Source organism: Mesorhizobium sp. M0715, from assembly GCF_040320355.1.
In the GTDB taxonomy this organism is placed as follows: Bacteria; Pseudomonadota; Alphaproteobacteria; order Rhizobiales; family Rhizobiaceae; genus Mesorhizobium.
Map to the genome: position 1 here is coordinate 289,195 of NZ_JAMYPL010000005.1, position 13,029 is coordinate 302,223.

At 63.4% G+C, this 13,029-nt stretch carries 15 protein-coding genes and 1 pseudogene; 5 read left to right on the forward strand and 11 right to left on the reverse strand.

Going from position 1 to position 13,029, the window contains the following annotated elements; translation table 11 throughout:
• Window positions 1–45: 45 nt before the first annotated feature.
• The 7 genes from NKI21_RS09100 to NKI21_RS09130 form a co-directional block, all read right to left on the reverse strand.
• Complete coding sequence (locus NKI21_RS09100) at window positions 46–633, reverse strand: NAD(P)H-dependent oxidoreductase (RefSeq protein WP_352439850.1); 588 nt, start codon at window positions 631–633, stop codon at window positions 46–48.
• Complete coding sequence (locus tag NKI21_RS09105) at window positions 633–1,214, reverse strand: NAD(P)H-dependent oxidoreductase (protein ID WP_352439849.1); 582 nt, start codon at window positions 1,212–1,214, stop codon at window positions 633–635. The genes NKI21_RS09100 and NKI21_RS09105 overlap by 1 nt, the downstream gene beginning before the upstream one ends.
• Before the next feature lie 205 nt (window positions 1,215–1,419).
• Entirely contained in the window at window positions 1,420–2,823 is a 1,404-nt protein-coding gene (locus tag NKI21_RS09110; protein WP_352865323.1) for an FAD-binding oxidoreductase, read from the reverse strand.
• Window positions 2,823–4,121 (reverse strand): cytosine deaminase, encoded by a 1,299-nt coding sequence (locus NKI21_RS09115; RefSeq protein ID WP_352439848.1) that lies wholly within the window; start codon window positions 4,119–4,121, stop codon window positions 2,823–2,825. The genes NKI21_RS09110 and NKI21_RS09115 overlap by 1 nt, the downstream gene beginning before the upstream one ends.
• Before the next feature lie 4 nt (window positions 4,122–4,125).
• Complete coding sequence (locus NKI21_RS09120) at window positions 4,126–4,977, reverse strand: ABC transporter permease (RefSeq protein ID WP_128304401.1); 852 nt, start codon at window positions 4,975–4,977, stop codon at window positions 4,126–4,128.
• On the reverse strand, window positions 4,964–5,791 hold the full coding sequence (locus tag NKI21_RS09125; protein ID WP_352439846.1) for an ABC transporter ATP-binding protein: 828 nt from the start codon (window positions 5,789–5,791) through the stop codon (window positions 4,964–4,966). The genes NKI21_RS09120 and NKI21_RS09125 overlap by 14 nt, the downstream gene beginning before the upstream one ends.
• Before the next feature lie 12 nt (window positions 5,792–5,803).
• A complete protein-coding gene (locus tag NKI21_RS09130; protein ID WP_352439845.1) occupies window positions 5,804–6,808 on the reverse strand; it encodes an ABC transporter substrate-binding protein in 1,005 nt (334 codons plus the stop codon).
• Between the two features lie 264 nt (window positions 6,809–7,072).
• Here NKI21_RS09130 and NKI21_RS09135 point away from each other — a divergent pair, with 264 nt between their 5' ends.
• From NKI21_RS09135 to NKI21_RS09150, 4 genes and pseudogenes are all read left to right on the forward strand, one after another.
• A complete protein-coding gene (locus tag NKI21_RS09135; RefSeq protein WP_352439844.1) occupies window positions 7,073–7,456 on the forward strand; it encodes a RidA family protein in 384 nt (127 codons plus the stop codon).
• Window positions 7,457–7,510: 54 nt separating this feature from the next.
• Complete coding sequence (locus tag NKI21_RS09140) at window positions 7,511–8,314, forward strand: creatininase family protein (RefSeq protein WP_352439843.1); 804 nt, start codon at window positions 7,511–7,513, stop codon at window positions 8,312–8,314.
• A gap of 169 nt (window positions 8,315–8,483) precedes the next feature.
• The gene (locus tag NKI21_RS09145; protein ID WP_023812358.1) at window positions 8,484–8,738 is read left to right on the forward strand and encodes a type II toxin-antitoxin system ParD family antitoxin; all 255 of its coding nucleotides are present in this window, start codon (window positions 8,484–8,486) and stop codon (window positions 8,736–8,738) included.
• A pseudogene (locus NKI21_RS09150) lies at window positions 8,738–9,022 on the forward strand (type II toxin-antitoxin system RelE/ParE family toxin); the annotation flags it as partial. The gene NKI21_RS09145 and the pseudogene NKI21_RS09150, both read left to right, overlap by 1 nt.
• Window positions 9,023–9,056: 34 nt before the next feature.
• Here NKI21_RS09150 and NKI21_RS09155 read toward each other — a convergent pair.
• Together NKI21_RS09155 and cobD are read right to left on the reverse strand one after the other, a co-directional pair.
• Complete coding sequence (locus NKI21_RS09155; protein ID WP_023812360.1) at window positions 9,057–9,566, reverse strand: tyrosine phosphatase family protein; 510 nt, start codon at window positions 9,564–9,566, stop codon at window positions 9,057–9,059.
• Complete coding sequence (gene cobD, locus NKI21_RS09160; protein ID WP_023812361.1) at window positions 9,563–10,612, reverse strand: threonine-phosphate decarboxylase CobD; 1,050 nt, start codon at window positions 10,610–10,612, stop codon at window positions 9,563–9,565. Before cobD ends, NKI21_RS09155 begins: the two co-directional genes overlap by 4 nt.
• Between cobD and cbiB the strand changes: the two genes are divergently transcribed.
• Window positions 10,611–11,579, forward strand: a complete 969-nt coding sequence (cbiB, locus tag NKI21_RS09165) for an adenosylcobinamide-phosphate synthase CbiB (RefSeq protein ID WP_352793875.1) — start codon at window positions 10,611–10,613, stop codon at window positions 11,577–11,579. The genes cobD and cbiB overlap by 2 nt on opposite strands.
• Before the next feature lie 271 nt (window positions 11,580–11,850).
• On the opposite strand, the gene cobO is transcribed toward cbiB, so the two are convergent.
• Window positions 11,851–12,465, reverse strand: a complete 615-nt coding sequence (cobO, locus tag NKI21_RS09170) for a cob(I)yrinic acid a,c-diamide adenosyltransferase (protein WP_352793877.1) — start codon at window positions 12,463–12,465, stop codon at window positions 11,851–11,853.
• Between the two features lies 1 nt (window position 12,466).
• Window positions 12,467–12,913, reverse strand: a complete 447-nt coding sequence (gene cobU, locus NKI21_RS09175) for a bifunctional adenosylcobinamide kinase/adenosylcobinamide-phosphate guanylyltransferase (protein ID WP_352678360.1) — start codon at window positions 12,911–12,913, stop codon at window positions 12,467–12,469.
• Window positions 12,914–13,029 lie beyond the last annotated feature (116 nt).

A 13,029-nucleotide genomic window follows, 5' to 3' on the forward strand; every position in this document is an offset into this window, starting at 1 on the left:
GATTGCGGGACGGGGTGGGGATAGCGCCCTACGAGACCCCGCTTCTCAAAACCGCTCCAGCTTTGCCCGCACCTTCGCCAGAAACGCCGCCCTTGTTGCCGGCGTCGAGGCATCCATCAAATAGTGCGCCAGGAAAAACGTCCGGCAGCGCGCCGCGCATAGCGCCCGCATGCCGCGCAGCAGGGTCTTGCGCCCCGGCTGGCCGACGACGACGCTCCACCAGGTCGGCGCGCCGCAGGTGGTGATGACGCCAACCTTGGTTACATGCGTCATCAGCGACTTGATCCGCCCCTTGCCGGCCGGCAACTTGAAGGCGACGTCCGTCGCCCACACCCGGTCGAGCCAGCCCTTCAGCATCGCCGGCAGCCCGTACCACCAGGTCGGATAGACAAACAGGATCGCTTCGGCCCAGTTGAGCAGCTCGAAATGCGGCTTCAGCGCCGGGTCCTGCGGCGCCTGGTCATTGTAGGAGCGTCGCTCGTCGCAACCCATCACCGGGTCGAATTTATCGGCGTAGAGGTCGAGCAGCCGCACCTCCCAGCCTCGTCGCATCAGCACGTCGATGGCGGTGTCGCGAATTGCCGCACAGAAGCTGTCCGGCACCGGATGGCAGTAGACCACCAGCGCGCGCATCAGAAGGCATCCATGCTGGCCGCGACCTTGGCCATGAAGGTCTTGCGCGTGCTGTCGGTCGACAGATTCATCGAATAATGCGCAAGATAGGTCACCGGCGCGCCCGGTTTGACGGTGGCGCGCAGCATGCGCTTGATCAGTTTGCGCGGCGGATCGCCCATCAGCATGGCGCGGAACCGGCTGCCGCCATAAGTGGTCACCGCCGCAACCTTGCGTATGTTGTGCAGCGACGGCTGCGCCTTGCCGTCGACCAGCTTGAACGACACGCCGGGAAGGAAGACGCGATCGAAAAAGCCTTTCAGTATCGCTGGAAAGCCATAGTTCCAGACTGGATAGGAAAGCACCAGCGCATCGGCTCGCAGCAGGCGTTCGACATAAGGTGCGGCAGCGTCAGCGGCGCCGCGCGGATTGTGGTAGTCCAGCCTTTCCTGCCGCGTCATCCGCGGATCGAAATCCTCCGCGTAGAGGTCGCAGTCATCGACCGTATGGCCCGCCGCCGTCAACCGCTCTACGATCATGCGGTGCAGGCCGGCATTGAAGCTGGTCTCGACCGGATGGGCGTAAAGGACGAGGATGTTCACAGGGGAATATCCCCTAGGTCAGTGCGAGGCACCCCCCTCTGCCCTGCCGGGCATCTCCCCCGCAAGGGGGGAGATCGGACTGCCGTATCGCTTTCGCTAACTGTCGACGCCGCAGAATGGTCGCGACTCAAAGGCTGCCAATCTCCCCCCTTGCGGGGGAGATGTCCGGCAGGACAGAGGGGGGTACTCAAGCGCAAACCTCTCCTCATCCCACTCTCTGCAGCCCCTTGAACAAAAAAGTCCGACCCGAACGGTAGTCGTAGTCCGGGTTCTCCCAGGCGATCATCTTGCCGGGGTTGAGCAGGCCTTGCGGATCGGTCTCGCGCTTGAAGGCGAGCTGCACCGCGTCGGTCTGCTTCATGCCGCCCTCTTCCAGCGTGTAGCGATGCGGGTTGAAGATCGGGCAGCCATTCTCCTCATGCAGGCGCACGATCTCGTCGAGCCGAGCCTCGCTGGTGAACTTGACCAGCGGCAGGCCGAAGCAGGTGATGTTGCCGTCCAGCCGCACGAATTCCACATGCGAGAAAACCTCGCCCGGAAACATCTTGTCCATCTTTTCGACCAACGCGAGCTGGTTGGGAAAGGGATAGAGCGACTGCAGATAGGTAATCGAAGGATCGACGCGCAGCGCCCTCAGCGTCGTGTGGTTCCAGGCCAGCTCATAGGCCGGCGGCAGCCCCTTCTTTTCGTCCAGCGTTGCGGTTGCGGCATTGTAGATCACCTCGCCACCGGCCCGGCCGGTGAAGGCCAGTAAAGCGTCCAGCCCATGCCGCGCCACCATGACGACGCAGATGCTCTGCCCCTGCTGCAGGAATTTCTGGTGCCGCTTGAAATAAAGCTGTGGCACGGGTGCCGCTATCGGCGTGATCAGCTTGGTCAGGATACCGTCCTGGCACGCCAGTGCATTTCCATAGCGGGCCGCATCCATGAAAGCGTCGAAGCCGACGATGACGTCGATCCATTCATAAGCCGCGGTCAGCGGCATCTCGACCTCCGATATGATGCCGTTGGTGCCGTAGGCATGGGTCACCTTGTGCAGATCCTCGCCGGTGAGTTCGAGCGCTTTCGGCTCGGCCTCCATGGTCACCACGCGCAGCCGGAGCACATTGCCGAAATCACGCAGGCCACCGAAATTGATCGAGCCGACGCCGCCCGAACCGCCGGCGATGAAGCCGCCGATCGAAGCGGTGTTGTAGGTAGAGGGCGATAGCCGGAGTTCCTGCCCGGAATGCGCTCGCGTTGCCTTGTCGATATCGGCCAGAATGGCCCCCGGTCCGGTCACGACGCGACCCGGGGCGATCGACTTGATCTCGTTCATCTCGGCAAGGTTGAGCACGACGCCGCCGGAGAGCGGCATCGCCTGGCCGTAATTGCCGGTGCCGCTGCCGCGCGGTGTCACCGGCACGCCATGGCGATGACAGGCGGCAAGCACGCGGATCAGTTCGGCCTCGTTCTTCGGCGTCACGATCAGATCGCCGGTGACATGGTCCAGTTGCTGCTTCAGCACCGGGCTGTACCAGTAGAAGTCACGGCTCTTCTGCTGGACGATGGCCGGATTGTCGTCGACCTTGAGCCCGTCAAGATCGCGTTTGAGCGCCGAAACGTCCATCATTCCACCATCAGTTCGTCGAGTTCGGCATAGTCGGGCAATTGCCGGTCGATCGCCTTGCCGCCGCGCACCACGATGCGATCCGATTCGGGCCGCGAGAGCAATTCCGTCCAGCTTCGGCCTTTGAACAGGACAAAATCGGCATCGCCGCCGGCGGCAAGCGTGCCGAAGCCATCAAGCCGCATCACCTTGGCCGGCGTCGCGGTGACCGCTTGCGGCCAGTCGGCGACCGGATGATCGAAGTGCAGGATGCGCGTCGCCATGCGGTAGACCTCCAGCATGTCGAGGTCGCCATAGGCATAAAATGGGTCACGCGTATTGTCGGATGCGACGGCAACCGCAATGCCCCTCGCCTTCATTTCGTGCAGCAGCGTCACACCACGCCAGCGCGGCGTGGTGCCGTCGCCGCGCCGATCCTGCAAATAGAGATTGCACATCGGCAATGAAACGACGGCTAGCCCTGCCTTCGCCACCTTGTCCAGCGTGTCGAGCACGTCGAGGTCCGGCTGGCGCGCAAGCGAGCAGCAATGGCCGACGAGGATCTTTCCTTCGAAACCGTTCCAAAGAGCGGCCTCGGCGATCTTCTTCAGCGATATGGCGGAGATGTCATCGGTCTCGTCGGCATGGAAATCGAGATCGAGGCCATGCTTGATCGCTTGCGCGAAGACATGGTCGAGCAGTTCTTCGAGGTCCGGCACCATATAGGTGACGACACCGAGCACGCCCTTTGCCGCGGCAACCCTCTTTGCCAGCCTGTCGAACCACTTTTTGTCGCGTACGCCTTCGATGCCGAGCAAACAGGCGCCCTGCAACTCGATGCGGCCGCGCCATGCCTCGCGCATCGCCTCGAACACCGGCCAGGAGATTTCCTCCTGCGGCGCGACGCTGTCGAGATGCGTGCGCAGCGCCCTGGTGCCATGGGCGTAGGCTGAGCGCAGCGAGAAATCCATCCGTTTCGCAACGTCCTCGGCGCTCCAGCGTGCCACACGATCGGCGCCGGCGGCATTCAGCGCGCCCAAGAACGTGCCGTCGGGATTGGGCTTTCGCGGCCAGATATGGCCCTTGTCGATATGCGTGTGGCTGTCGACGAAGCATGGCAGCACGATGCGGCCGCCAAGATCGACGGCATCAGCAGGCGCTGCACGACCGTGGGCGGCAATGCCTGCGATTTTGCCGTCCGCGATAGTGACGTCGGCAAGCGCAAAGCCATCCCTGTCGAGAGCAGCGCCAAGGCCTGGGGTCAGGGATGCGTGAAGCCTGACATTGGCGAGCCGGTATGAACCTGTGTTCGGAATCAAGGGCCTAGCGCTCCTGCTTCAGTGCGCTTTCGTGCCAGCGCCGCAAAATGAGATGCGAAATCAGCGACAGCACGAGGAAGATCAAAATGCCGGTCAGCGAGATCAGGAACAGCGCCGCGAACAGCCGCGGCGCGTTGAGCCGGTAACCGGCCTCGATGATGCGCGAGGCAAGGCCGGACGACTGGCCGGTGGTGCCGGCGACGAACTCGGCCACCACCGCGCCGATCAGCGACAGGCCGCCGGCGATCTTCAGCCCGCCGAGGAAATAGGGCATCGCGGCCGGCAGCCTGAGATAGCGCAATTGCTGCCAGCGCGTCGCGCCATTGAGCTTGAACATGTCGCGCAGATTGCGGTCGACGGAGTTGAGGCCAAGCGTGGTGTTGGACAGGATCGGAAAGAAGGCGACGATCCAGGCGCACAGCAGAAGCTTGGTCGTCTGGTCGTTCACATAGATGTTGATCAGCGGAAAGATCGCCACGATCGGCGTCACCTGCAGCACGATGGCGAAGGGAAAGAACGACATCTCGACCCATTTCGATTGCGCGAACAGCACCGCCAGCCCGACCCCGCCGACGACCGCCAGAGCCAGGCTGAGGAAGGTGATGCGCAAGGTCACCAGCAGCGAGGAAAACAGCAGGCCGGCGTCGTTGTAGAGCGTCCACAGCACCACGCCCGGGCGCGGCAGGATGTATTGCGGAATCGCGTTCCAGACGCAGATGCGATCCCACAGCCAGATCGCCAGGATCATGATCGTTAGCGGCAGCAGCCAGCGGCCGATCCGTTCGAACCGCTCTTGGCGCACGCGGCGCGCTTCCTCGGGGTCGAGTTCGAGCACGCGCTCGTCAATGGCCGTCATGATGCGCGCCTGCTGTTGAATTGATGGCATTGACCAACACATCGGAGGCCTGACGGCAGAGTGCCGCATAGTCGGGCGAGGTGCGAAACGCCTCGTCGCGCGGATAGGAGGCCTCGATGGCGAGTTCGTCGAACACCCTGCCCGGCCGCGCCGCCATGACGACGACGCGGTTGGAGAGGAACACGCTTTCAAAGACGCTGTGGGTGACGAAGACGACGGTGAAGCGTTCGTCCTGCCACAGTTCCAGGAGATCGTTGTTGAGCTTGAAGCGGGTGATCTCGTCGAGTGCCGCGAACGGTTCGTCCATCAGCAGCACGCGCGGTTTGGTCACCATGGCCCGCGCGATCGAGACGCGCATCTTCATGCCGCCGGACAGTTCGCGCGGCACCGCGTCTTCGAAACCGGTTAGATGCACCCGCGCCAGCATTTCCGTGATCGCCGGTGTCGCCTTGGCGCGCGAAATGCCTTTCAGCCGAAGCGGCAGCCAGACATTGTCGAAAACATTGGCCCAGGGCAGCAGCGTCGGCTCCTGGAAGACGAAGCCGATGTTCGAACGGTCAAGCGAGCCACCGCCGCGCCAGTCGAGCACGCCGGAGGTCGGCGTCGACAGGCCGGCGATCAGCCGCAGCGCCGTCGACTTGCCGCACCCCGACGGCCCAAGCAGGCTGAGGAAATCGCCTTCCCGGATGGTCAGGTCGACGTCGCTGAGCGCCGTCACGCCGTTGGAAAATACCTTGCCGACGCCGCGCAGCGCCAGAAGCGTCGGGGCCGTACCCGACACAGCCGGCGCTGGCGCCACTTTTTCCCTTATCATGCCGGGACCGGCCTATTTCTTCAGCTCGAGCCCGACGCCCTTGTTGATGAAGGTCAGCGTGTAGGCCTTCTTGATGTCGATGCCGTCGGGCGTGACCTTGGCCTTGACCATCTTGTCGTAGAAGCTCTTGATCCGCTCGTCGGTCATGGCGCCGATGCCGAGCTTTTCGGTGTCGCCGGAATCGGCCAGGCCGAACTTCTTCATCTGCTCGATCGAGAACGCGATCTGCTCGTCGCTCATGTCGGGATTGTCTTTCTTGATCAAGTCGTTGGCGGCCTTGTTGTCGCCGTAGAGATATTTGTACCAGCCCTTGGCGGAGCCATCGACGAAGCACTGGACCACCTCCGGCTTCTTGTCGATCGTGTCCTGCATCACCTCGATCGTCGTCGAGTAGGTATCCCAGCCATAGTCGGCGAGCAGGAACTGGTTCGGCACGAAGCCGCCTTCCTTCTTGACCGCGAACGGCTCGGAGGTGACGTAGCCCTGCTGGATCGACTTCTTGTTGGCGAGGAAGGGAGCGGTGTTGTAGGTGTAGGGCGCGCGCTTGGAGGCATCGAAGCCGAGTTCGATGACCATCCACTGGAAGAAGGTCTGCACGCCCTCGTCACCCAATATGTACTGGTCGGCGTTCTTCAGGTCCTCCCATTTGTCGAGCCCTTCGCCGGGATGGGACATGATGACCTGCGGGTCCTTCTGGAAATCCGCCGCCACCACCCGCATCGGAATGCCTTGCTGGACGGCATCGAAAGCCGACAGCAGATTGCCGCCCATGTAGAAATCGATCTTGCCGGCCAGCAGCATCGGCCGGCCGCTGACCTGCGGACCGCCCTGCATAATGGTGACGTCGAGGCCGCAGGCAGCATAGGTGCCGTCCGCCACGGACTGGTAATATCCGCCATGCTCCGGCTCGGCCAACCAGTTGGTGCCGAAGGTGACTTTCTCATTCGCAGCAGCACCCAGCGTGCTGGCTGCAAGCAGGGCCACAACCCCCACCGAGATCTTCTGTTTTCCGTACATCGACACCACCCTCTGTTTGCTCCGGCGCGCCACGCGCCAGGCTCGACACCAAAGATTCAAGAAGCAAGACACATGCCACCGGCGTCTGGCGCCGGGCCGCCCGCTTGAAAGACGTTGCCATGCCAAGCGCGGACGGGTCATGCCGTACGGAAGGCATCGTGCCTATTTTTTGAACGGCTGTCCATAATCGCCCGGGCAACATGCACCGCCATCTTGAAGGTGCAATGGGTCAAGCCTTAGGCTACGGCCAAACCGGAGATTGCCATGTTCAGATTCCTCACCCCGAAGTCGATAAAGCCGCCCTTTGCCCGCTACAGCCACGGCGTCGAGGTACCGCCTGGAAAGCGGCTAGTGCTGTGCTCGGGTCAGGTCGCCATCACCGCGGACGACCAGATTCCCGAAGAGGCCGGCGCGCAGGCCGAACTCTGCTTCCGCAACATCGAAGCGATTCTCCGCGAAGCCGGGCTGGGCCTACGCGACATCATCCGTATCAACGCCTATGTCACCGACCGCGCGCATCTGCGGCCCTATATGGATGTCCGCGACCAGCTGTTTTCCAGCCCCGCGCCGGCCTCGACGCTGATGATCGTCTCCGGCTTTGCCCGACCCGAATTCAAGGTCGAGGTCGAGGCTATCGCGGCCGGGTGATCGACAGACAACCTCCGCCGCGCTAGGTCTGGCCGTTCATCGAAGAGGCATGACATGACTGTTGCGAAGAAACGCGCGTGGTGGGGCGACTACCGGACCACCGAATACGCCTCGATCGATCCGGAGGCGACGATCGCCGTGTTGCCGGTGGCGGCGATCGAGCAGCATGGGCCACATCTGCCGGTCTCTACCGACACTTCGATCATGAACGGCATGCTCGACACGGTTATTTCGCGCCTGCCCGACGATCTCGACATCCGCATCCTGCCGGTCCAGGCAGTGGGCAAGTCGAACGAACATCTGCACGCGCCGGGCACCCTCACTCTGCCGGCAACCACGCTGATAGAAGCCTGGACCGAGCTTGGCCTGTCGATCGCGCGCGCCGGGGTGCGCAAGCTGATCGTGGTCAATTCGCATGGCGGCAACGAAGAGATCATGGGCATTGTCACGCGCGAACTGCGCGTGCGTGAAAAGATGCTGGCGGTAAAGACCAGCTGGCAACGCTTCGGCCGCCCGTCCGGCATGTACACCGAGCTCGAGGACCGCCACGGCATCCATGGCGGCGATGTCGAGACCTCGCTGATGCTGCATTTCCGGCCGGACCTCGTCGACATGGCCAAGGCCGACAATTTCGTTTCCAATGTCGCCAAGGCCGAGAAGGAATTCTCGCTGCTGCGCCACACCGGCACCCACGCCTTCGCCTGGATAGCTGGCGATCTCAACCCGAACGGCGTCGTCGGCGATGCCAGCATCGCGACGGCGGAGAAAGGCCGGCTGACGGCAGAATATCAGGCCGACGGCTTCATCAGCCTGCTGCGGGATGTCCGCAAGGCGAAGCTCGCGGACTGGTTGACGTAGCCTCCAAACCAGTGGTCTGGCATCGAAAGGCAAACGCTGTCCTCTTGAACAAACCAGGCGACGGAGGGCGGATCAGACGATCACGCTTTTGCACAGAGAGATTTCCGCACAAGAGATTTTGACAAACTTTGCCAAAATGGGCCATACTGGACGGGATATGGAGGCCAGTATGGCAACGATGAACGTATCATTGCCCGATCCGATGAAAGATTGGGTTGAGGCGCAAACCGAAACGGGCCGCTACGCCAACGCGAGCGATTATGTGCGCGATTTGATCCGTCGGGATCAGGAGCGCAACGACAAGATTGCCGCCATGCAGCGCTTTGTCGATGATGGCTTGAAGAGTGGCATCGGCAATCGATCCAGGGACGCGCTTTTCACGGAGGCGGTTAAACGCGCTGAAAAGCCATCCGGCAATAGGTAGTGGGATTTCGCCTTTCTTTAGCCGCGGAAGAGGACATCGTCGGTATTGCCGAGCAAGGGGTGCGCCTGTTCGGCGCTGTGCAGGCCAGACAGTATCATGACGAGTTGTTCACGATCTTTGACCTGATCGCTGCCAGTCCCCGAATAGCGCGAGAGCGGCTTGAATTGAGGCCACCGATGCGTATCCATCCCTTCAAAGCCCATCTTGTCGTCTACCGGATCGAAGCCGACGACGACGTGTTCATTGTCCGGGTACGCCACGGGCATGAAGATTGGGCGAATGAAGGCCACTCGATAATCGAACAACGACATGGGGCAGCTAGCTGTCGATCCTCAGCGCAAAGGGCGTGCCTTCAAAGGCATCCGCACCGCGCCCGATCGATTCGATTGCCTCGATCATGCGGCCGTTGCGATCAAGCAGCGCATCGGCCACCGCAATCAGCCGCGGATTGGGTGTCGCCGATGGCGACAGCGTCCGCAATGTCTGAGCCAGTTCGGCCTCATCGCGTTTCGGCGCCAATGCCGCCGCAATGATGTAGGCGGAGGCGGTCGAGCGGCTGATGCCGGCATAGCAATGCACGAGCATCGGCCTTGCCCGGTCCCAGCGGCGCGCGAAATCGAGCAGGTTACGGACATGCTCCTCGCCCGGCATGGTCATGCCGTCCTGCGCCGCCGCGATGTCATGCATGACCAGATGCAGATGGTTTTCTCGGGCGATCGACGCCGGACGGACCACCTCCGTTCCGGCGGCAAGCAGCGACAGCATGCGGTCGGCGCCGGTCCTGGCCACCGTTTCCTCGATCTTTGCCAGCGAACAGACATGGATCATTGTTCCGAACCCTTCGATTGATCCTCGCGCCGCGACGCCCATTCGGCAAGAGCGGTCTCGAGCCGCTGCCATTCCTCCTCACTTCCCGGCAGGCCGGCGCGCAGAACGTCAGGCCGATCGGCAAAATGGCGAAGCAGGATGCCGCGCTCGCCGAGCGCGGCAAACAAATCGGCGGCATTGGTCAAACTGAGGAAACGATACAATGTGGTGCCGCCCGCTACGGGTACGCCGAAGCGGGCCAACAGCGCGTCGAGCCGCGCCGATGCGCCGGCAAGAGATGATCGCATCGCGTCCTGCCAGTCGATGTCGGCAAGCGCGCGGATGCCGTATTCCAGCGCCGGGCCGGCGACGGCCCATGGCCCGAATTGCGTCTCAAGCCGTTCGACCGTCGCTACATCGGAAAGTGCAAACCCGAGCCGCAGCCCGGCCAGGCCGAAGAACTTGCCGAACGAACGCAGGACGACGATACCGCCCTGGCCGACATCGCCGCAGAGGCTATGCTCGCGCGGCCCAACATCCATGAACGCCTCGTCGACAACCAGCAGCCCGCCCTTGGCGCGCAATCCGGCAGCCAGAGCCAGCAACCGGTCGCGCTCGATGACACGTCCATCCGGATTGTTCGGATTGACGATGATGGCAAGGTCGGCGTCCGCCAGGTCAGCGAAATCGCCGACCTCGGTCACCGCGTGCCCGGCGATCACTGCTGCGCGGGCATGTTCGGCGTAGGTCGGACCCAGCACCAGCGCCCTTCCGGGGGTAATCAGCGAGGCGACGCGCGGCAACAGGATCTGCGTGCCCGGTGCCGCCACGATGTTGGCTGGCGACGGCGCCCCATAGGCACTGGCAGCGATCTCTGTCAGCTCACGCGTGCGCGCGGCTTCCGGCAACCGCGACAGCGAGGTGGCGGGCAGGTCGAAAAGCGGGTAGGAGTGCGGATTGATACCGGTCGAGAGGTCGACGAATGGCAGCAGGGCGTTGGGAAAAAGCCCCCTCGCGCGGCCAAGACTTCCACCATGGTCCACAACCGCCCCATTAAGAAGCTTCATGTCAGTCCTGATCGCTTTCCTGTCATTGGCCGTCGAATTCGCCCTCGGTTACCCCGATTGGCTGTTTCGCGCCATCGGCCATCCGGTGACGTGGTTCGGCAGGCTGATATCCTTTCTCGACCACAGGCTCAACCGCGCCACTGATCCCGACGCGCTGCGTCGCAAGCGTGGTGTCCAGGCGCTGCTGGTCATCGTGCTGGTGCCGGCGATAATTGGCCTGGGCGTGCAGATCCTGTTCTGGTTTGTTCCCAAGGGCCTCGTCATCACGGCCCTTCTGGCAACGTCGCTTCTGTCGCAAAAGAGCCTCTATGAGCATGTCGAGGCGGTGGCTGACGCGCTCGACACCGGCGGCCTGGCTTTGGGCCGCGTTGCCGTTTCGCGGATCGTCGGCCGCGACCCTGAAACGCTCGACAGGGCCGGCGTCTGCCGCGCGGCGATCGAGAGCCTGGCCGAGAATTTCTCTGACGGCATCGTCGCCCCCGCCTTCTGGACCGGCGTCGGCGGCCTGGCCGGCGGCGCCGCCTACAAGGCCGCCAACACCGCCGATTCGATGATCGGCCACCGCACCCCGCGCCACGAGGCGTTCGGCTGGGCAGCGGCGCGCTTCGACGACTGGATCAATCTGCCGGCGTCGCGGCTGACGGCGCTGCTGATCGTGCTGGCGGCGTTCCTCGTCAAAGGCGCTGATGCGAAAAATGCCTGGCATGCGGTATTGCGCGACGCGAAAAAACATCGCTCACCCAATGCCGGCTGGCCGGAAGCGGCGATGGCCGGCGCGCTCGGCCTGTCGCTCGCCGGGCCGCGCAGCTACGGCGGCGTACTGGTCGACGACGTCTTCATGGGCGAAGGTGGGCGGCGCGAAGCCGACAGCCTCGACATCAGGCAGGCGCTGAAACTCTATCGCGTTGCCGACTATCTGCTGATCGCCCTGTTCGGGTTGGTTTCGGTCGTTGTCATCGTGACGTGATCTCACGCTCCCCCTTGTGGGCAGGGCTATCGCATATGGAATTCCTGAGATGTCTGCCCGGCACGGACCCCCACCCCTAGCCCCTCCCCACAAGGGCGAGGGAGACTTCCGCTGGCGCCGACCCAAGCGAATCGCCTGTCTTTTCGGCGCCAAAGAAGAATTAAAGGCACGCGGCAGCGTTCCCTCCCCCTTGTGGGGAGGGTTAGGGTGGGGGTCCCTCTTCGCAAGAATCCATATGCGATAGCCCTGCCTTCAAAGGGGGTAAGAAGCCTCAGAACTCGATCCCCTGCTGGGCCTTCACGCCCGCGGAAAAATGGTGCTTGGTCACGCCCATTTCGGTGACGAGGTCGGCCGCCTCGATCAGCGCCGGCTTGGCATTGCGGCCGGTGACGACGACATGCAGGTCCTCGCGCCGCGCTTTCAGCGCCGCAACCACCTTGTCGAGGTCGAGATAGTCGTAGCGCAGCGCGATGTTCATCTCGTCGAGCACCAGCAGGCTGATCGACGGGTCGGCCATCAGCTCGAGCACCTTGGCCCACGCGGCTTCGGCGGCTGCGATATCACGCTTCAAATCCTGCGTTTCCCAGGTGAATCCCTCGCCCATCGCGTGCCAGACGACGCGGTCGCCGAAGGCGGCGAACGCATCCTTCTCGCCGGTGTGCCATTTGCCCTTGATGAACTGGACGACACCGACGCGCTTGCCGTAGCCGAGCATCCGCAGCGCCAGGCCGAAGGCGGCCGTGGTCTTGCCCTTGCCGGGGCCGGTGTTGACGATCAGCAGCCCCTTCTCGACCGTCTTGCTCGCCACCTCGGCATCCTGCACCGCCTTGCGCTTAGCCATCTTGGCGCGGTGGCGTTCTTCGTCCTTATCGTCGATGTCGGTCATGTCATTTCACCTTGAGCGGCAGCCCCGCCACCATCAGCAGCACCGTATCGGCAATCGCCGCGACCTGCTGGTTGAGCCGGCCGGCGGCATCGCGAAACCGGCGCGCCAGTGCATTGTCCGGCACGATACCTTGGCCGACTTCATTGGACACCACGAACCAGGGTCCGCGCGGCCGCGACAGCACCTCTGCCAATCGGCGGCATTCCAGCTCGAAATCGTGTTCGGCCAGCATATGGTTGGTCAGCCACAACGTCAGGCAGTCGACGAGTACCGGTTGGTTATCAGGCAAGGCGGCAAGCGCGCCGGCGAGATCGAGCGGTGCGTCGATGGTCGTCCAGCCTTCGCCGCGCTGCGACCGGTGCAGCGCGATGCGCTCACGCATCTCGTCATCCCAGGCTTGCGCCGTGGCGATATAGGTCCAGGGCGGCGGCAAGGCGGTCGCCAGGATTTCGGCGTGGGGGGGGGGGGGGGGGGGGGGGGGGGGGGGGGGGGGGGGGGGGGGGGGGGGGGGGGGGGGGGGGGTGGCGGAGGGGCGGGGGGGGGGGGGGGGGGGGGGGGGGGCCG

Bases quoted from the DNA above. Each gene is read 5' to 3' on its own strand.
- cobO (WP_352793877.1), bottom strand. From the start codon at position 12,465: ATGACCGACATCGACGATAAGGACGAAGAACGCCACCGCGCCAAGATG.
- NKI21_RS09120 (WP_128304401.1), bottom strand. From the start codon at position 4,977: ATGACGGCCATTGACGAGCGCGTGCTCGAACTCGACCCCGAGGAAGCG.
- NKI21_RS09100 (WP_352439850.1), bottom strand. From the start codon at position 633: ATGCGCGCGCTGGTGGTCTACTGCCATCCGGTGCCGGACAGCTTCTGT.
- NKI21_RS09110 (WP_352865323.1), bottom strand. From the start codon at position 2,823: ATGGACGTTTCGGCGCTCAAACGCGATCTTGACGGGCTCAAGGTCGAC.
- NKI21_RS09130 (WP_352439845.1), bottom strand. From the start codon at position 6,808: ATGTACGGAAAACAGAAGATCTCGGTGGGGGTTGTGGCCCTGCTTGCA.
- NKI21_RS09125 (WP_352439846.1), bottom strand. From the start codon at position 5,791: ATGATAAGGGAAAAAGTGGCGCCAGCGCCGGCTGTGTCGGGTACGGCC.
- NKI21_RS09140 (WP_352439843.1), top strand. From the start codon at position 7,511: ATGACTGTTGCGAAGAAACGCGCGTGGTGGGGCGACTACCGGACCACC.
- cobD (WP_023812361.1), bottom strand. From the start codon at position 10,612: ATGAAGCTTCTTAATGGGGCGGTTGTGGACCATGGTGGAAGTCTTGGC.
- NKI21_RS09135 (WP_352439844.1), top strand. From the start codon at position 7,073: ATGTTCAGATTCCTCACCCCGAAGTCGATAAAGCCGCCCTTTGCCCGC.
- cbiB (WP_352793875.1), top strand. From the start codon at position 10,611: ATGTCAGTCCTGATCGCTTTCCTGTCATTGGCCGTCGAATTCGCCCTC.
- NKI21_RS09145 (WP_023812358.1), top strand. From the start codon at position 8,484: ATGGCAACGATGAACGTATCATTGCCCGATCCGATGAAAGATTGGGTT.
- NKI21_RS09155 (WP_023812360.1), bottom strand. From the start codon at position 9,566: ATGATCCATGTCTGTTCGCTGGCAAAGATCGAGGAAACGGTGGCCAGG.